At 43.9% G+C, this 19,359-nt stretch carries 17 protein-coding genes; 6 read left to right on the top strand and 11 right to left on the bottom strand.

The genetic code is table 11. The features are described from left to right. Window positions 1–18: 18 nt before the first annotated feature. From leuD to PW220_RS09030, 5 genes are all read right to left on the bottom strand, one after another. Complete coding sequence (leuD, locus tag PW220_RS09010) at window positions 19–612, bottom strand: 3-isopropylmalate dehydratase small subunit (RefSeq protein ID WP_248055518.1); 594 nt, start codon at window positions 610–612, stop codon at window positions 19–21. After that, window positions 612–1,991, bottom strand: coding sequence for a 3-isopropylmalate dehydratase large subunit (leuC, locus tag PW220_RS09015; protein WP_248055519.1), 1,380 nt, complete (start codon window positions 1,989–1,991; stop codon window positions 612–614). Before leuC ends, leuD begins: the two co-directional genes overlap by 1 nt. Then, window positions 1,988–3,040, bottom strand: coding sequence for a 3-isopropylmalate dehydrogenase (leuB, locus tag PW220_RS09020; protein WP_248055520.1), 1,053 nt, complete (start codon window positions 3,038–3,040; stop codon window positions 1,988–1,990). The genes leuC and leuB overlap by 4 nt, the downstream gene beginning before the upstream one ends. An 8-nt stretch (window positions 3,041–3,048) precedes the next feature. Next, window positions 3,049–4,611, bottom strand: a complete 1,563-nt coding sequence (locus PW220_RS09025; protein ID WP_248055521.1) for a 2-isopropylmalate synthase — start codon at window positions 4,609–4,611, stop codon at window positions 3,049–3,051. Window positions 4,612–5,016: 405 nt separating this feature from the next. Beyond that, the gene (locus PW220_RS09030; RefSeq protein ID WP_172053711.1) at window positions 5,017–5,250 is read right to left on the bottom strand and encodes a GlsB/YeaQ/YmgE family stress response membrane protein; all 234 of its coding nucleotides are present in this window, start codon (window positions 5,248–5,250) and stop codon (window positions 5,017–5,019) included. 129 nt (window positions 5,251–5,379) lie between these two features. Between PW220_RS09030 and PW220_RS09035 the strand changes: the two genes are divergently transcribed. Next, window positions 5,380–5,520 (top strand): putative holin-like toxin, encoded by a 141-nt coding sequence (locus PW220_RS09035; protein ID WP_290438361.1) that lies wholly within the window; start codon window positions 5,380–5,382, stop codon window positions 5,518–5,520. Window positions 5,521–5,733: 213 nt separating this feature from the next. Here PW220_RS09035 and PW220_RS09040 read toward each other — a convergent pair whose 3' ends face one another. Beyond that, window positions 5,734–5,967 carry a GlsB/YeaQ/YmgE family stress response membrane protein gene (locus tag PW220_RS09040; RefSeq protein ID WP_024378839.1) on the bottom strand — a complete coding sequence of 78 codons (234 nt, stop codon included), beginning with the start codon at window positions 5,965–5,967 and terminating at the stop codon, window positions 5,734–5,736. 378 nt (window positions 5,968–6,345) lie between these two features. Further along, window positions 6,346–7,587: an aminopeptidase gene (locus PW220_RS09045; protein WP_248055522.1), complete on the bottom strand. Its 1,242-nt coding sequence runs from the start codon at window positions 7,585–7,587 to the stop codon at window positions 6,346–6,348. A gap of 148 nt (window positions 7,588–7,735) precedes the next feature. Between PW220_RS09045 and PW220_RS09050 the strand changes: the two genes are divergently transcribed. The 5 genes from PW220_RS09050 to PW220_RS09070 are packed head-to-tail and all read left to right on the top strand — an operon-like array spanning window position 7,736 to window position 12,263. Further along, entirely contained in the window at window positions 7,736–8,437 is a 702-nt protein-coding gene (locus PW220_RS09050; protein WP_105117306.1) for a glycosyltransferase family 2 protein, read from the top strand. After that, a complete protein-coding gene (locus PW220_RS09055) occupies window positions 8,434–8,772 on the top strand; it encodes a DUF2304 domain-containing protein (protein WP_105117305.1) in 339 nt (112 codons plus the stop codon). Before PW220_RS09050 ends, PW220_RS09055 begins: the two co-directional genes overlap by 4 nt. Beyond that, on the top strand, window positions 8,765–10,018 hold the full coding sequence (locus tag PW220_RS09060; RefSeq protein ID WP_248055524.1) for a lipopolysaccharide biosynthesis protein: 1,254 nt from the start codon (window positions 8,765–8,767) through the stop codon (window positions 10,016–10,018). Before PW220_RS09055 ends, PW220_RS09060 begins: the two co-directional genes overlap by 8 nt. After that, the gene (locus tag PW220_RS09065; RefSeq protein WP_248055525.1) at window positions 10,011–10,796 is read left to right on the top strand and encodes a glycosyltransferase; all 786 of its coding nucleotides are present in this window, start codon (window positions 10,011–10,013) and stop codon (window positions 10,794–10,796) included. Before PW220_RS09060 ends, PW220_RS09065 begins: the two co-directional genes overlap by 8 nt. A 9-nt stretch (window positions 10,797–10,805) precedes the next feature. Further along, window positions 10,806–12,263, top strand: coding sequence for a DUF2142 domain-containing protein (locus PW220_RS09070; protein ID WP_248055527.1), 1,458 nt, complete (start codon window positions 10,806–10,808; stop codon window positions 12,261–12,263). A 200-nt stretch (window positions 12,264–12,463) separates the two neighbouring features. Here PW220_RS09070 and PW220_RS09075 read toward each other — a convergent pair whose 3' ends face one another. The 4 genes from PW220_RS09075 to dhaS all read right to left on the bottom strand — a co-directional run bounded on the left by PW220_RS09075 (window position 12,464) and on the right by dhaS (window position 19,277). Then, the gene (locus PW220_RS09075) at window positions 12,464–13,066 is read right to left on the bottom strand and encodes a nitroreductase family protein (RefSeq protein ID WP_172066780.1); all 603 of its coding nucleotides are present in this window, start codon (window positions 13,064–13,066) and stop codon (window positions 12,464–12,466) included. A gap of 151 nt (window positions 13,067–13,217) precedes the next feature. Further along, window positions 13,218–17,609 (bottom strand): PolC-type DNA polymerase III, encoded by a 4,392-nt coding sequence (locus PW220_RS09080; protein ID WP_248055533.1) that lies wholly within the window; start codon window positions 17,607–17,609, stop codon window positions 13,218–13,220. Between the two features lie 116 nt (window positions 17,610–17,725). Continuing rightward, window positions 17,726–18,715 (bottom strand): DhaKLM operon coactivator DhaQ, encoded by a 990-nt coding sequence (gene dhaQ / locus PW220_RS09085; RefSeq protein WP_248055534.1) that lies wholly within the window; start codon window positions 18,713–18,715, stop codon window positions 17,726–17,728. After that, window positions 18,696–19,277, bottom strand: a complete 582-nt coding sequence (dhaS, locus tag PW220_RS09090) for a dihydroxyacetone kinase transcriptional activator DhaS (RefSeq protein ID WP_105117298.1) — start codon at window positions 19,275–19,277, stop codon at window positions 18,696–18,698. Before dhaS ends, dhaQ begins: the two co-directional genes overlap by 20 nt. Window positions 19,278–19,359 lie beyond the last annotated feature (82 nt).

The raw sequence follows: 19,359 nt of genomic DNA on the forward strand, positions 1-19,359 counted from the left end.
TGTTTTCTTATCTTTATTTTATTCCTGCCAGTAGCTTGGGCGATTCCCCTCATACTCCTCAATCAAGTCCTGGTATTGCAAGGTAATGCCAATATCATCCAGACCCTTGAGTAATTTGTGTTTCCAATCTGCATCGATCTCAAAATCAAATTCTCCGACTGGAGAGATAATTTTTTGCTGGTAGAGATCGACAGTCACCTCATCAGTCGATGCCAGCGCAGCCAATTTCTCCCGAACCTCACAGGGCTGAACGATTGGCAAGATGCCATTGTTGAGGTCATTGTTGTAATGAATATCCCCGAAGGAGCCTGCAATGATAACCTTGAAGCCATAGTCAGCAAGGGCCCAAGCGGCATGCTCTCTGGATGAACCTGCTCCGAAGTTATCCCCTGTAATCAAGATCGTTGCCTGACGATAAGGTGCAGTATTGAAGATAAAATCAGGGTCCTCAGTGTACTTGTTATCCAGATAACGCCACTCATACATGAGGTACTTGCCAAAGCCTTTCTTGTCAATCAGCTTGAGAAACTGCTTGGGCAAAATCTGGTCGGTATCAATGTTGTCATTCATGAGTGGAACGGTCGTCCCAGTGTAGATTGTAAACTTTTCCATCAGACCACCTCCATCTCACGAACATCTACAAAGCGTCCTGCAATAGCTGCCGCTGCTGCCATGGCTGGGCTACAAAGGTGGGTTCGAGAGCCAACACCCTGTCGATCCTCAAAATTTCGGTTGCTGGTCGATGCACAGTGGACACCTGTCGGCACCTTGTCTGGGTTCATACCCAGACACATGGAGCAACCAGGATCTCGCCATTCAAAGCCAGCTTCCAAGAAAATTTTGTCTAAGCCTAGTGCTTCTGCAGCTGACTTAACCGGTCTCGAACCCGGAACCACAATTGCAGTCACATGATCTGCCACACGTTTGCCTTCAACAATCTTGGCGGCCACCTGCAAGTCAGAAAGACGGGCATTGGTACAGGACCCCAGGAAAACATAGCCAATTTCGATATCCTTTGGACTTTGTCCAGGCTGTAAGTTCATGTACTTATACGCTCGTTCATCGTTCATATCGCGAACTTCAGGAAAGGTCTCATCAAAGGATACCCCCATGGAAGGATTTGTTCCCCATGTTACCATCGGTGCTAGATTCGAAACATCCATTTCAATGACCTTATCATAAACTGCATCCGGGTTGGATACCAATGTTTTCCAATCAGCAACCGCCGCCTCAAAGTCTTTGGGGCGTTTTTCCTTGTCTGCTAGATAATCAAAAGTGGTTTGATCTGGGTTCATAATCCCCATCTTGGATCCGAACTCGATAGACATATTGCAAATCGTCATCCGTTCTTCCATGGTCAGAGCATCAATAGCCTCACCCACATACTCGACTACATAACCAACCCCCAGTGCCACACCATACTTAGCAATCAATGCTAAGACATAATCCTTGGAGTATATCCCCTTTTTCGGCTTACCTGTAAACCGTACTAAGAGCTTTTTGGGTTTGACCTGCCACAGGGTTTGAGTTGCAAAGACATGCTCTACTTCTGTTGTCCCAATCCCAAAGGCAATGGCCCCGAAAGCTCCGTGGGTTGCCGTATGACTATCTCCACAGACGATGAATTTCCCTGGCTGAGTCAAGCCAGTTTCTGGACCCACCATATGGACAATGCCTTGGTTGGCAGACCCATGTGGCGCATGTGGAATGCCGAATTCCACCACATTGCGGGCTAAAGCATCCATCTGAGCCTTGGAAATGACATCACGAATATCATAAATATTAACCGTTGGAACATTATGGTCAAATGTACCAAAAGTCAAGTCGGGTCTACGCACTTGACGTCCAGCCTCTCGTAGACCATCAAAGGCCTGGGGACTAGTCACTTCATGGATATAGTGCTGGTCCACATAAAGGAGTTGAGGCTGACCTTCTTGCCCTGTAATCACATGGCGATTCCAGAGCTTATCGAAAATGGATTTTCCACTCATGGCGATCTCCTTTCAATCTGGGCAATAATAGCCTCCGTCATTTCTTTGGTAGTGGCGCTACCACCTAGATCTTTAGTGAAAATGCCCTGTGCAAAGACCGCTTCGACAGCTTGGCGAATGGTCTGACCTGCTTGGACCAAATCAAAACTTTCTTCCAGCATCATGGCAACAGACAGAATCATACTGACCGGATTGGCAATGCCCTGACCTGCAATATCTGGTGCCGAACCGTGAATAGGTTCATAAAGACTAGGACCTGCCACCGCATGACTAGCAGAAGGCAGAACTCCTAACGTTCCTGTTAGTACGCTGGCCTCATCCGACAAAATATCTCCGAAAAGATTTTCCGTCACCAAGACATCAAATCGACTAGGATTGGTAATCAAGAGCATGGCTGCACTATCCACCAACTGGTGCTCCAATACCACATCTGGATAGTCCTTAGCCACCTCATCCGCTACCTTCCGCCACAATTTTGACGTTGCCAGCACATTTTGCTTATCAATGCTGGTGACTTTTTTTCGTCTTTTTTGGGCTAGGTCAAAGGCAGAGCGGACAACTCGTTCAATCTCTTCTGCCTGATAGGTATTGCTATCGCTGGCTTGGTCTGTTTCCAGAATATGCTCCCCAAAATAAATCCCACCTGTCAACTCCCGTACCATGACCAAATCCACACCATCCAAGCGCTCCGCTTTCAGAGGAGAATAGTCTTTCAAACTATCAAAAATCTTAACAGGACGGATATTGGCAAAGAGCCCCAATTCCTTCCGAAGTTGAAGCAGGCCTTGTTCTGGACGGACAGCCGCATTGTCATACTGAGGGCTACCGATAGCTGCCAACAAAATCGCATCCGCCTTTCGGCAAGCTTGCAAGGTATCCTCAGGTAGAGGATGACCTGCTGCATCAATCCCAGCGCCACCAAAAGCTTTCTCCTCAATCTCATAATCAAATCCTACTTGCCCAGCCACAGCCTCAAGGACTGCTAGGCCAGCCTCCATGATTTCAGGACCGATACCATCACCAGCCAAGGCTACAATTTTTTTCGTCATATTTCCTCCTAGATGTGTGGCAAGTCTTTCTCTGATAGTTTCCTATCTATCTGGCCACTATTTTCTTTTTGCACCATGACATTGGCATGGATATAGGCAATGGCCGAAGCCTTCAGTACGTCAAAGTCAATACCAGAGGCATTGAAGATAGTTTCCGTTGCCTTGTTTTCTACAGCAACCAGTACACGAGCCTGGGCATCAATTCCATCGGTAATGGCGTCAATATGATACCGTTCCAAGCTGATTTCCTGCTGGAAGAATTGGTCAATAGCATTAAATACAGCTTCAACCGAACCCTTACCAGTCTCAGCAACAACCACTTCTTCCTCATCTTGATTGATAAAGATGACCTGAGCCTGGATGCTGCCGTCAGACTGACTATCCAAACGCAAATCTTTAAATTGGAAACCATCACGGTTGCTAATCTCTGTCCCAGCTACTAGAGCTCGAATATCTGCGTCCGTGATTTTTTCTTTCTTGTCTGCCAGGCTTTTGAAACGAGTAAAGAGGCCCGCAACATCACTCTCTTCAAAATACAGGTCTAGTTCTTTTAGTTTTTCCACAAAGGCATGGCGACCAGAAAGTTTACCCAGTGGCAGAGAATTTTTCTTGACCCCTACCAACTCAGGTGTAATGATTTCATAGGTCAATGGATTTTTCAAGACACCATCCTGGTGAATACCTGACTCGTGTGAGAAGGCATTGCCACCAACCACCGCCTTATTGCGTGGAATGGCAATCCCCGAAAAGCGAGATACTAATTCCGAAGTATTAAGGGTTTCCTTGAGGACAATGGGACTGGTTACGTCATAAAAATCTTTCCGAATTTCAAGAGCAACAGCTACTTCTTCAAGGGCCGCATTTCCAGCCCGCTCACCGATACCATTGATAGTTCCTTCGACCCGACCAGCTCCATTTTTTATAGCTGAAAGGGTGTTGGCAACAGCCATGCCTAGGTCATTATGGCAATGGGGACTGAAAATAATCTCACGATCCGATTTAACATTAGTTGTCAGATAACGGAAAATTTCTCCGTAGTGCTGAGGGGTGGTAAAGCCGACTGTATCTGGAATGTTGATGTAGGTCGCACCAGCATCTACCGCTGTCTGCACCACTTCTAGCAAATATTCCAACTCCGTCCGCGTCGCATCCTCAGGCGAGAATTCCACCACCTCAAAACGCTCACGGGCATAGCTGACATGTTCAGTGATTTGCGCCAAAATTTCTTCTTTGGTCTTTTGCAGTTTAAATTCACGGTGAATGGGACTGGTCGCAATGAAAACATGGATCTGCGGATACTTGGCATCTTTAAGAGCCTCATAACAAGCATCAATGTCTGATTTGACTGACCGAGCCAAACCTGTCACCGCTGTCTTGGTCATCGCCGCCGCAATCTGACGGACCGCTTCAAATGAATCAGGACTGGCCGCTGGGAAACCCGCTTCGATGGCAGAAATCCCCCATTTCTCCAACTGCTTGGCGATGGTCACTTTTTCCTTGATAGAAAAATTCACACCCGGCGTCTGTTCACCATCTCGCAAAGTTGTATCTAAAAATTCAATCACACGCATAAGAACACCTTTCTAAATAACCCTAACGTCAATATTAGGTTTTCTTTCTTAGATTTCAAAGCAACCATAAGAAAAAGAAAACACCTCGAGGAAAACTACCCGCGAGATGTTGTCAACAGCGCCCGCTTGGTAAGCCAAACAGGACTAATGCATTCTTTCAGCACTAGCCCGACCGTCGCAACAACAAAGCAAAGAATTTTGTAGTGACAGGTTTCATTTGACTTTTCCTTTCAGTGTTCTGGAACCTGTGTGAACACAGGTTCTTAATTGTTTACAATGATACCTAACTTTTTTTCACTTGTCAACAGAAAAATGGAAATTTTCTGAAAAATCCGAATAATGTCGCAATTCGTACAAATTCAGACCACAAAAAACCATGCTCCAATTGAAGCACGGTTCAGGTGTTTAATTTCGTCTAGAACTGCTAAAAATTGCCACCAATAAAACGGCTCCTAAAACAGATGGTACAACTGCCATTTCGCCGAATTGTGGACCCCAGTCACCAAAGAGCAACTGTCCAATCCACGAACCAGCAAGTCCAAGGATAATATTTCCTAGACAGCCACGACGGTCATCTGATGAGGTCAAAGCCCCAGCAATCAAGCCAATAATGGCACCAGCGATAATGCTCGTTAACATCTTCTATCCAGAATGTTTTTAGCATACCAGAAATATAATACATATTTGCTTTGTATGGTATAATTGTTTAGTAGAAAAGTGAAGACGGTGGCTCTTGAGTTTCTGAAAGTGAGGTGATGCCTATGGGCAATTCATCAAAATCTAACAGAAGGGGGGAGCATTCTTTTGACAGCTTTTGAAGTTGTACAAACGATTCTAGCTTTTGGTAGCTTTACCATTGCGCTAGTTAGCTTGTGCTATAAAATCTTCAAAGAAAATGACAAAAAATAACCCGTCCCCACTTTTGCGCGAGTAGGACGGATTAAATCTAAACTACGAGCCACCGTCTTTTTAACGGTTCTACGTCAGGTGGTTGTTAGCGCAACTACCTTTTTCTATTTCTATTATAACACGAAAGCTATGAAAAGCAACTTTTAATAATATCGGCATACCAGTAAATTTATCCCATTTTTCTGAAAAAATCGGATAATAGAATTATTTTAGTTAGTTCCGTCTAGAACTAGAAAAAATCGCCACCAGCAATACTGCTCCAAAGACTGACGGGACCAAGGCCATACCAGCAAACTGTGGTCCCCAGTCACCAAAGAGCAACTGTCCAATCCATGAACCTGCAAGTCCAAGGATGATATTTCCAAGACAGCCACGACGGTCATCTGATGAAGTCAAAGCCCCAGCAATCAAGCCAATAATAGCACCTGCGATAATACTTGATAACATTCTGTTTTCCTCCTTATTTACAAAATGGGAGTGGGAAAGAACTCGACTAGGTCAAAAAGAGTTCGTCAACAAGTCCTTATTTCCAGTTGTTGAGCTGAAACAGTCTATCCCCAGACTGTTTCACTCCCACCCCAGCATAGCTCCAAAGGTTTGGGGGAACCTTTGGAGGTCGGAGATAGAGCGAACAGAGTTCACATCAGTCGTATAGGTCAGATTTGGAGTGCAAAACACGAATTGCTGAGATTTGCTTCGCAAATCTTATCTCCAACCTTTAACAGTCCACTGGACTGTTAAAGCCAATCAACCACTGCGCTGAGATGTTGACACGAACTCTGAAAAGTGATCCTGGGCTTTTTGCCCAGTTTCATTCAAGTATCATTAGATTGCCCACTCACCGTCACGGAAGATTGGCACACGGGTACCGTCTTCACGGATACCGTCAATGTTCATCTTGTTAGAACCAATCATGAAGTCCACATGGACATCAGAACGGTTAAGGCCTGCTTCTTTGAGCTCTTCTTGGCTCATTTCTGTACCACCTTCGATAGAGAAAGCATAAGCAGAACCGATGGCCAAGTGGTTTGAGGCATTTTCATCAAAGAGAGTATTGAAGAAGGTCACGCCTGATTGAGAGATTGGACTCTTGTCTGGAACAAGGGCAACTTCACCAAGACCACGCGCTCCAGCATTGTCAAAGACCAATTTCTTCATAACTTCATCGCCTTTTTCAGCAGTTACATCCACGATTTCACCGTCTTTGAAGGTAACTTTGATGCCTTCGATGATATTACCGTTGTAGCTGAGTGGTTTTGTGGATGTTACATAGCCATCTGCCACACGGTAGTCAGGTGCTGTGAAGACCTCTTCTGTTGGCATGTTGGCAATAAAGTGCTCACCTTGGGCATTGACCGAACCAGCCGCTTCCCACAAGTGATTTTTCGGCATACCGAGAACAAGGTCAGTTCCTGGTGCTGTATAGTGCAATTTGACAAACTGCTCGTCGTTAAGGACCTTAGCTTTAGCCACCAAGCGTGCCTCGTGCTCTTCCCACGCCTTGATTGGATCTTCTTCGTAGATACGGCAAGTCTTGAAGATTTGATCCCAAAGGAAGTCCACTGCCTCTTCGTCAGAGGCTGCATTTGGGAAGACTTTTTTAGCCCATTCCAAACCAGAGGCTGCACCAAGTGTCCAACTAACCTTGTTCGCTTGCGTTGCTTGACGCATTGGCTGCAAAGCTTGGCTGAGTGCACGAGCGTTGCGAGACAACTTCTCTGGATCAACGCCATCGTAAGCACCTGGATCATCAGACAAGACCACCAAACGGCTTGCCTTGCGCTCCAAGAGGTAGTTCATTTCAGTAACACGTTGTGGATGAACTTGTTCCAAGAGTTCCACATCTACATTGACCAAACGTTCACGTGCAATCACATCGTCCAACCAGTTGACCAATACTTCCTTAGCACCATGAGCGTAAGCTTCTTTGACAATCAAACGTGCCAACTCAGCCTGTTCCACACCAATTGTCAATTGAACCGTGTGACCAGGTTGGACATTGATACCTGTTGATACCAAGAGTTTAGCATATTTAGCGAGATTTTCTTTAAAATTTGGTAATACCATTTTTTTCTCCTTTGAAATGTAATACTAGATTATTGTATCATATTTTTTATAATTTTCCTCAATCTTAGTCAATAAATAACTATATTGAGTTGCATTCCTCATAGAAAAATTGGTACAATATATAGGACAACATTTAGGAGAATTGCATGTGAAAAAGTCTGAATTACTCATTATCATCCCAGCTTATAATGAAGAGGAGTCTATTCAAGGAGTCATTGAAAACCTCATACAAAACTATCCCCAATTTGATTATCTCATCATCAATGATGGCTCAAAAGACAATACCTCTCTTATCTGCCATCAAAATGGGTACTCTATCCTAGATTTGCCTATCAATTTGGGATTGGCTGGTGCTTTTCAAACAGGTCTACGCTACGCTTACAAACATGGTTATAAAAAAGCCATTCAATTCGATGCAGACGGACAACACTTACCAGAATATATCCAAGGTCTCTCTGATCAAATAGACCAAGGCTACGATCTAGTCATTGGTTCTCGCTTTGTAAACCAACCCAAAAATTGGTCCTTGAGAATGCTAGGCAATCGTCTCATCGCCAGTGCCATCAGACTGACGACAGGAAAGGAAATAGCTGACCCTACTTCCGGTATGCGCATGTTTAGCGCACCTCTCATCAAAGAATTTGCCTTGAATATTAACTATGGCCCAGAACCAGATACCGTTTCCTATTTATTGCGAAACGGCGTCAAGGTAAAGGAGGTTCAAGTAGCCATGCAAGAGCGACAAGGAGGTCAAAGCTATCTCACACTTTCTCGTTCGATTCAGTACATGATTCATATGTTTGCCTCCATCCTTATCATCCAAAACTTTAGAAAGCGAATGAACAAATGAGTTTATTATTTCAAACCATTCTTATCCTCGTATCTCTCCTTACAGGTGTTCTGATACTTAGAAGGATACGAAAATCGCAGCTACAAATACCTGATGCTCTATTTTGGATTTTTTTCTCTGCACTCTTGCTTATCCTCAGTCTATTTCCAAGTTTAGCTGAAGCTATAACAAAATTGTTAGGCATCGCCTTACCAGTTAATTTCATTTTTCTCTTTATCATTTTTTTACTGATTATCCATCAATTCCAGCTGACTATGCGGCTATCAAAATTAGATAACAAGCTAAAGGAACTAGCACAAACTATTGCAATCGAACGGTTTGATAAAGATGAATAATACACAAAAATCAGTTTATTTTTGGAATATGGTTGGTAATCTAGCTGCGGCTACCGTATCTGTTCTCTATCTGCTTATTGTATCGCGCTTTTCAAACGCAAAAACGGCCGACGACTTCAGTATGGCCTATGCTATTGGTAATCTTTGGGTAGTGATTGGTCTCTTTCAGGTAAGAAACTATCAAGGGACAGATATCAAAGAAACCCATTCCTTTGCCGCCTACCTATTAGCACGTAGCTATTCTTTGACACTTATGGTCGCAACCATTCTGCCCTATCTCCTTCTCACTCAGTATCAGTCCAGCTATGAACTTGTCCTCTTGGTCATCCTATATCGTGTAGGTGATGTTATCTCCGACTTATTTCAAGGTTTTTTCCAGCAACGAGATCGACTAGATATAGCAGGGAAGAATATGACTATTCGCTACACCACCAGTACCTTAGTATTAGCCTTCTCATTAGCTATCGGAAAACATCTTCCCCTAGCCCTAGCCCTTATGGCAACAACTAATCTGGCCTTGGTCTTTCTTCTAGATTGCCGACAAGCTCAGAAATTGTATACCACTAAACTTCATGCTCTTTTTAGAAAGTCATTACATAAGGATGCCTACACTATTTTGCGTGCCTGTTTCCCTCTTTTTATCAACGGTTTCCTACTCACTTATATCTTTAATGAACCAAAACAAGTCATCGAAACCGGCCTAGCCGAAGGAAGTCTGGTGACAGGTATGCAACGTGATTTCAGCATTCTATTTATGCCTGTATTTTTCATGAGTCTTTGTGTACTAATCCTGCGTCCATTGATTACCAGTTTAGCTAGACTTTGGTACCAACATAGCTACCAGGAATTTCGGCAGATTTGCAATCGCTTGGTACTAAGCTTGTTCATCGGAGGCAGTCTAATAAGCCTACTAGCTTTCGGCATAGGCACTCCCATCCTGAGCCTTCTATTTGGGATCGATTTGACAAGCCATAATCTGACACTAGGAATTCTAGTTTTTTCAGGTATTCTATATTCCCTGGCTATTGTTTTTGAAAATCTTATCACCATATTTCGACAACAAAAAATCCTGGTCTTTGTCTACCTCCTGCTATTTATCTTTTCAAGAATCATTACCAGCCCACTCATTTTCCATTATCAATTGCTTGGAGCTGCAATCAGTTTCTTACTAACAATGACCATATACGCTCTAGTCATGGGACTACTAACTATCTATCTCTATTCCAAAGGAAAAAAGAATGTCTAATTTACAGCCACTACATACCTTCATTATCTGTGCCTACGGAGACAGTCCTTTTTTAGAAGCCTGTATCCAGTCACTGCAAGAGCAAACTATCTCCTCTTCTATTCAGCTCTATACTTCTACACCTAGCAAACACATTCAACAGCTTTGTGAGCAATATGCCATTCCTATGCATTCTTCTGTAGGTGGAAGTATTGGAAAAGATTGGAACAATGCTCTCTCCTTTACGTCTACTCCCTATGTAACCATTGCCCACCAAGATGACATCTATCAATCAAGCTATGCCGAAGAAATGCTGACATCTTTCCAAAGCAACCCGGAAAACCTTATTGTCTTTTCAGACTATATGGAATGTAAGAATGGACAAACTATCTCCCGTAATACCAATTTAACCGTCAAACGAATCCTACTCAAAGGACTATCCTTGTTCCCTCAGTCCAAGACCTGGAGGCGTTTTATCCTCAGCTTTGGGAATTCAATTTGTTGCCCTGCTGTCACCTATAACATGGATAAACTAAGGGGCTTTCAGTTCAATGAACAAATGCGCACCAATTTAGATTGGTATGCCTGGTACCAAATAAACCAGTCTAATGGAGTTTTCTCCTATATCCCAAAACCACTTATGTATCATCGTATTCACCAAGAATCCGAGACCTCACAGACCATAGCTGACAATACTCGGACAAAGGAAGACTTGATGATGTTTGAACTATTTTGGCCGAAGCCGCTTGCCCGTCTAATCAATTCTTTTTATATCAAAGGACAGGACTCAAATCACTAGGAGGTTCTTGTGTTACATAAACTTAACCAAAATAAATGGTACTTGTTTGCCAGCTTCATTGCTTGTTGTACAGTTTATACAATTTATATACGAGACTATCACGCATCCGCCGCTGTCTATCCTCTAGCCTTATTCATGATTGGTTTCATTCTTCTACTCCCTAAGAGGCAAGATTTTGCTTGTTTGCTTGTCTTACTAGTATCTGGCCTAGCCTTCTCCATTGTAACTCCCGTATTGAATACACCAGATGAATATGTTCACCTTTCTCGTGCTATGCATATCGCACAAGGAGATATCAATTTAGACAATAACCCAGCAAATCTCCAAATATCTGAAGACTACTTTGTTATTGTTGATGACTATACTATGCCCCCCTTGGCTGTAGATGCCTTTGAATATCAGCATAGCTCCACTGAGGTTCCTTTTAAGGGCCTGGCTGATTTTCGTACGACCAATGCCTATTGGTTTATCGGTTATATACCCCAGGTTATCGGTATTACACTGGGACGAGCCTTGAATCTAAATGTTGGTTTAATCTATTACCTAGGTCGCATTTTTAATGCTATTTGCTACGCACTACTAGCTTATATAGCTGTCAAATTAAGTGGCAACTTTAGGCAAATAATGATGCTGATTGTACTCATGCCAATGAATATTTTCCTAGCCGCCTCCTATAATCAAGATGGAGTTGCACTCGGATTTATCTATGTTATTATTGGGCTCTTTATCCACTATCTAACCAGACAAAAAATGCTTGGTTATAAGGAACTTGTTATGTTTACTGCTCTTTCTTGCCTGATAATCACATTAAAATTACCTTATATCCTCTTGATGGGATTGCTCTTCTTTATCCCAAAAGAACGTTTCTCTATCAAATTCCCTACGATTAGCATTCTTTTAGTATCCTGCTTAGTTCTAGCTCTGACCGCCATCTGGTTTATCGGTTACCAACAAATTAAATCGACTACGACACTACAGGGAGTTGGTCTGGTTGGACAAATCCAATATTTCTTATCCAATCCTAGTCATGGATTGTTAGCTCTATCAAAAGAATTCTTCCTGACTCCCCACCGCTTAGTCATGCTATTCTACTTTGGAATCCTAAATCTACCTATGCGGGAAACGCTTATTCCAATTTTTACCTTCTATTTATTCGTTATCGCTAGTAATTTAGGTCAGAAACAGGTTACACTTCGCAGCCGTACAGGTAGCATTCTCATTGGCCTGGGAATTATTTGTGGGATTATTCTCGTCATGTACCTAACCTGGACCAAGATTGGCTACGGACACGTAGATGGCATCCAAGGTCGTTACTATCTGGGTGTTTTACCTCTTTTTGCACTCTCTATAACAGCTCTACCTATAAAATCTTTTACACCTTTCCGCATTTCCGATGCTTTTGTCATCAAAGTCAGTTGGATTATCTTAACAATGGTATTAGTATTCATCGTCCTATCTACCTACTAAGACTGATTTATATAAAAAAACTAGATAATAGTCATTTAAGGAGACATTATCTAGTTTTTTATTATACTCAATGAAATAGCACCAAGCTGTACTGAGGTACGGCAAAGCTACTTCAACTAATGATGAAATTAATTGAAGCAGGAAATAAGGATACAGGGTTTCCTCAACTGCCGACCTAATAAAGCAAACTGTAAACTTTATTAGTTACCAAAAACCTTTACACGGTCCCCATCCGCCATATAGTCTTTGTCTGCTGCTGGAGCTGCAATGCTACCGAATGGTGCTTGGGCACGAAGTTTCCAGTTAGCTGGGATACCGTATTTTTCAGCAACTTGTGCATCTACCAATGGGTTGTAGTGTTGAACGTTCATACCGATATTTTTCTCAGCAAATGCCAACCACACTGCGTACAAGTTGATACCATGAGCTTGTTCAGACCAGATTGGGAAGTTTTCTGCATAGAGTGGGAAGCTTTCTTGCAAGCCTTTAACTACGTCTTGGTCTTCGAAGAACAAGATAGTACCTGCACCGGCTGCAAAGCTAGCCAAACGACCTTTAGTGCCTTCAAAAGCCTCTGCTGGTGTTACTTTTTCCAATTCACTGTAAGCAATTTCGTTCCAGAAAGCTTCTGATTCAGCACCAAAAAGTACTACTGCACGACTTGATTGTGAGTTGAAAGCTGATGGTGATTCCTTCATAGCTTTCTCAACGAGAGCTACTACTTCTTCATTTGATACTGGCAATTCTTTACCGAGTGCATAAATAGTACGACGAGTTTCTTGAAGTTTTGCAAAATTTGACATTGATTTCCTCTTTTCTGTTTATTACTATCTAGTAGTTTTTATCACTATGTAGAGATTATATACCTATTCAAAAAAATAATCAAGGGTTTTGACTTCTTTTTTGAAAAAAATCACTGTCTCTCTAAATAACGAGAAACAGTGACCTTCCTTATTAAAACAAATCATCAAATAGACTGAGTTGGTTATCCTCTGGCAGTTTACCAAGGATGCCCATCTCATCCATTTTTTCGACAAGGGTGCTGGATAGACCGCCTCGCTTACGGAGTTCTGTTTTGGAGAGAAATTCCCCTTCAGCACGCGCCGTTACAAGCTGCTTGGCTACGTTTTCTCCCAGACCATCCATAGCGACAAATGGTGGGATGAGGGTATCGTCTTCAATCAAGAAGTCGGTCGCATGGGACTTGTAGAGGTCCAACTTACCAAACTTAAAGCCACGTTCCAGCATTTCATTGACCAATTCAAGTGTGGTATAGAGATCCTGCTCAACGTTTGACGCTTCATTGTTCTTCTTCTTGAGGGCAATCTCTTCCATCTTGGCCTTGACCCGATCCAAACCACCCGACATGGTCGCCAAATCAAAGGCCTTGGCACGAATAGAGAAGTAAGCACAATAGTAGTAGATTGGATAGTGAACCTTAAAGTAGGCAACCCGCAAGGCCATCATAACATAGGCAGCCGCATGGGCTTTGGGGAACATGTACTTGATTTTACCACAGGATTCGATATACCAGTCCGGCACCTTATTATCCTTCATATGTTGGATATAGCTGTTTCGCTCTTCCTCAGAAATCTTTAGCCACATGCCCTTCCGCACCCGCTCCATGATATTAAAGGCCATCTTAGGTGGTAGACCTGCGTGCATGAGATACACCATGATGTCATCCCGACAACCGATAACGGTTGATAGGTCGGCAATTCCTGCCTTAATCAAGTCCTGGGCATTGCCCAACCATACGTCTGTACCATGGGATAGACCAGACAGCTGCAGGAGTTCCGCAAAGGTGGTCGGCTTGGTTTCCTCCACCATTCCACGTACAAAGTTGGTTCCAAATTCAGGAATGCCCAGCATACCTGTCGGTGTCCCAATCTGTTCTGGTGTAACACCTAGAATTTCCGTGCCAGAGAAGAGGGCCATCACTCCCTTGTCATCAGCAGGAATGGTCTGCGGATCGATGCCCGACAAGTCCTGCAGCTTGCGGACCATGGTCGGATCATCGTGTCCCAGGACATCGAGCTTCAAGACGTTTTCATCAATATCGTGGAAGTTAAAGTGGGTGGTCTGCCAGTTGGCCGTCACATCATCGGCAGGATATTGGACAGGCGTAAAGTCATAAACATCCATGTAGTCCGGGAATACGATAATTCCTCCTGGGTGCTGACCGGTCGTCCGTTTGACCCCAGCCGCACCAGCAGCCAAGCGTTCTACCTCTACATCACGGTAGAATTTGCCATAATCCCGCTCATAGCCTCGGACAAAACCATAGGCCGTCTTGGCCGCCACCGTACCAACCGTTCCTGCACGGAAGGCATTTTCTTCGCCGAAAATATCCCGAACATCCAAATGGGCAGACGGTTGGTCATCCCCTGAGAAGTTCAAGTCAATATCGGGAACCTTGTCCCCATCAAAACCAAGGAAGGTTTCAAAGGGAATATCCTGACCATCTTTTTTATACTTGGTACCGCATTCTTCACAATCCTTATCTGGCAGGTCAAAACCGGAACCATAGGAACCATCTGTGATAAATTCACTGTGTTGACAATTTGGACAGACATAGTGAGGAGGCATAGGGTTTACTTCCGTAATCCCAATCATGGTGGCAACGAAACTGGATCCGACAGACCCCCGTGAACCAACCAGGTAGCCCCGTTCATTTGACCGTTGCACCAACATCTGCGATGCCAGGTAAATCACGGCGAAACCATTACCCAGAATGGACGTCAATTCCTTCTCAATCCGCAGGTCGATAATATCTGGAAGAGGATTGCCATAAATTTCAAAGGCTTTCTGATAGGTCAATTCCGCAACCGTTTCCTCAGCCTTTTCGATATAAGGGGTGTAGAGGTCCGACTTGACCACCTGAACATCTTCAAACCGGTCCAGCATAGCATTTGGATTGGTAATGACAATCTCACGAGCTAGACTTTCACCCAAGAAGGCAAACTCATCCAACATCTCGCTGGTCGTTCTAAAGTGAGCCTTTGGCAGAGGAGCCGGTTGAGCATTCTCACCATTTCCGATAGTCCAGTTAATCGGTGCCCCTTGACCTAGAGCACGGACAATGATTTCCCGATAAATCTCTTCCTCAGGGTCAATATAGTGGACATTTCCAGTCGCCAAAACTGGCAAACCTGCCCTACGCCCTACCTCAATCAACTGCTTGATGGTTTCTTCAATCTCTGCCATGTCCTTGAATTGCTCCTTGGCAATCATAGGAGCGTAGAGAGCTGGTGGCATGACCTCGATAAAATCATAATAGCCCGCTGTCTTAACCGCATCATCCATACCCTTAGAAAGCAGGTCATCAAAAACCTCGCCCTCTTGACAGGCTGTTCCTAGTATCAAGCCTTCTCGGTGGGCATCCAGAACCGTTCTGGGAATGCGAGGAACTCCCTCAAAATACTTAGTATTGGACAAGGAAACCAGTTTGAAGATATTTTTCAAACCAACCTGATTGACCACATAGAGCGTAGCGTGTTTGACACGGGCCTTCTTATACGAATCCTCCGCCACCAATTCTGTATTGAGCTGGTTGAGATTGGTCAGATTGTGTTTCTCCAAGGCTTCTTTTAGGAAGATAAAGAGCAGGCGACCAGTGGCCTCCGCATCGTAGTTGGCCATGTGGTGATGCTCAAGAGCAACACCAAATCGCTTGGTCAAGGCTGCCAAACCGTGCCGCTTGTAGTCTGGATAAAGGTTTCGGGCAAATTCTAGCGTATCGATGACTGGTTGGCTGATGATTGGCAAGCCAGCTCGCTCGTAGTTGACGTTCATGAAACCAACGTCAAAGGTCGCGTTGTGGGCAACCATGATGGAATCCTGACAGAAGTCCTGAAACTCTCGCAGAACTTGCTCCAAGGGCTTGGAACCACGCACATGCTCATCTGTAATCCCTGTCAGTTCAGTCGTAAATTTACTAAGCGGGTGACCTGGGTCAATAAATTCATCAAATTCCGCAATGATATTACCCTTGTGCATCTTAGATGCTGCAATCTGAATGAGGGCATTGTTGACAGCGGAAAGACCTGTCGTTTCCACGTCAAAGACCACATAGGTGGCATCAGATAGAACCATATCTGCTTCATTGTAGACAATGGGAACCGAGTCCTCAACGATATTGGCTTCCATACCAAAGAGGGGCTTAATTCCAGCCTTCCGAGCAGCATGGTAGCCATGGGGGAAGGATTGAACATTGCCGTGGTCAGTAATGGCCACCGCCTTGTGTCCCCAAGCCGCCGCACGCGCCACCAAGTCCTCAACAGCAGGCAGGGCATCCATGGTAGACATGTTGGTATGGGCATGAAACTCGACCCGCTTTTCCCCCTCAGGCATGAGATCCTTACGGATTTCCTTCTTGACCTCCTGGACCTCCTGGACATTCATAGTCAAATCACGAGTGAAGTTATTGGTTTCCACATTTCCACGCACCCGCAGCCAGTTGCCCTTTTTGACCATGTCAAATTTCTGGGCCTCTTCCTCATTCTTAGCCCACTTCTGCAAGGTAAAGGACGAAGTATAGTCAGTCATCTTAAAGTTGATAATGACCCGCCCCGTCTTGGTCGTCTTCTGCTCGACCTCAAAGACCAGACCCTCAAAGACAATCCGATTCTCCTCGCTGTCCACCTCAATCATAGGCGTAATCTCAGCCTTTTCGATATTGACCTTGGCAGGACGATTTTTCTTATATTCTGGGACAAATGGCTGAGCTGCCTCTGGTGGTGGCGCCATTTGCGCCAGTTGTTCCAGGGCCGCCAAGTTTTCTTCATTAGCCTGCAGGTAAATTTCCTCATTCTGCGCATGGAAGGCCGCAGCCTGCTGCTGCGTCATCTCTTGACAAACTTCAATATCCACCGCAAGATTGCCAAAACCAAATCGCTTGTATTGTTCCACAAGGTTTGGCAGGTGATTCTTCCGAAAATGAACGGTGTCAATGGTTTCAGGACCCTTTATCCACAGGGTATTCTCCCGATAAACAACCTCCAAAGATTGAAACAGAGCCTTGAAACCTGCACTCTGACACAAATCTTCTGTAAAAGCTTCTGGATAATAGGCCTCTACTAAGCCCGCTTCAAAACTTTCCGCATCGCTGACGATAGAAAATTGAATCCTGTTCCCTACCTTTTCAAACTCCGTCGCCAAACGAGCCTTGAAAAGTCTATAGTCCATCAGCGGCAAGGGCTTTTCAAAGCGGAAGGTAAATTCCCAGAGTTTGCTGACCTTGTGCAAGACCACTTTCTCAATCGTTGCAGTCGAAAAAGCCCCTGATTGCTGAGCATCAAGAGGCATCCCGATTTGTTGAAGCAAGAGCTGAAACTTATCTGACATGACCATTTCCTTTGTAGTTCGTTAGAAACATTTTACCATAAATGGAGGAAATTTTCTTGGGGGAGAGAAAAAACCTCTTCGGCATTCCAAAAGAGGTTCATCATTTGATACTTAACTTACCAGGCCGCTGCTTCTGTCGGAGCCTGCAAGAAGTCTAGCCAGACTGGATCCTTGACACGACAAAGGGTGACAGATATACCTTCCATATCCAAACTGGTCATAAACTTACCTGTTTTAATATAGGGTAGTTTCAAGCCTTCTAATTCCAAGAACTGGTACAAATCATTGAGAAAGATGCCTTGCTCCAACTCAGACAGGTTCCCTAGATTGTTGACCAAGAGGACATACTCCTCCCCCTCCTTCCAACGGAATTTCAGTTTTAGCTTGTTGACAATTTCATTAGCTAATTGCTCCGAAGATTCGTAGGTTACGGTGCGATAACCTTCCTCTCCATGAATGCCAATTCCATAGGAAATTTCTCCATCCGCCAAATCAAATAAAGGCTGGCTGACATCTGGCAAGCTGGCTGACTTGGTCGCAAAACCAATAGTCGCTATCTCTGTTGCTAGAGAGAGACCTAACTGCTCTAAGTCTACTAAATCATAACCAGCTTGAGCCGCAGCTCCAAGAACCTTATGCAGAAGAATAGTCCCCGCCAATCCCCGATGTCGCATCCGAAAATTATCCTTGGTATCAACAGAAATATCATCGTGGGATACAATATATTTCACAGCTATACCTTCTTGTCTTGCTTGCGCGATGGCTTGACCAAAGGTTTCTAAATCTGCCTCAAAGTTTTTTACAATCAGAAAAACTCCCTTACCCTTATGAACAGCACGAATGGCTGCCAAGACTTCTTCGGCAGTTGGTGGGGTAAAAATCTCTCCATAGACTGCTGCAGTCAGCATTCCTTTGCCCACGAAACCGACATGGGCCGGTTCATGCCCAGAACCACCACCTGAGATGATGGGAACCAGCTGACTGTCCTGTTCTTTTTGAACTAGAATAGGTTGATGTTCAAGTTTCTTTACATACTTATTTGTCCGATAGAATCCTTCAATGTAATCCGCAATCACATTATCCTGTCTATTTTTTATAAATACCATCCCTCTTCTCCCTCGAATTGTGATTAGAAAATGACTGCTCTAGTAAGGTGATAATTTGACCATACATGCTATGAATAGCACAAGGGGATTGAGCTAGCCCCTTCTTAATCAGACCAATCCAAGCGCTCGAATGGTAGGTCACTAAAAACTCCTGTTCCTGCCTTGTAAAATATCGACCTTCTTTGGACTGATATTCCGCCAATAATTTTTCCATCAGAACCCTAAAATAGCCTTCCAGATAGGTCACAAAGTCATTTTGTCCCTCAATTTCAAACAAGTGTTTGTAAAATACCTGGTTACAATCAATGTAATAGAGCAGTTCATCTAAGAGCTTCACCCCACTGATATAGGTCAGATTGTCTGTCACCTGCTCCTGCAATTCTGTTTCAAAAATCCAATCCAGTAGCTCATACTTGTCCAAAAAATGATTATAAAAGGTTTGACGACGGATACCTGCTTCCTGCATGATATCTACAACAGAAAGCTTATCAAATGATTTTAGCGATAATTGCCTTTTAAAGGCCTTGGCGATTCTTTTCTTGGTAATCAACGAGGTTGGCATATGTCACTTCCTTTCGCTTCCTCTCCATTATACCCTATCATGCTTTTGATAGAAACAAAAGGGACACATTTTAGAATTTGTC

It is taken from the genome of Streptococcus sp. 29892 (genome assembly GCF_032594935.1).
GTDB classification, from domain to species: domain Bacteria; phylum Bacillota; class Bacilli; order Lactobacillales; family Streptococcaceae; genus Streptococcus; species Streptococcus hyiners.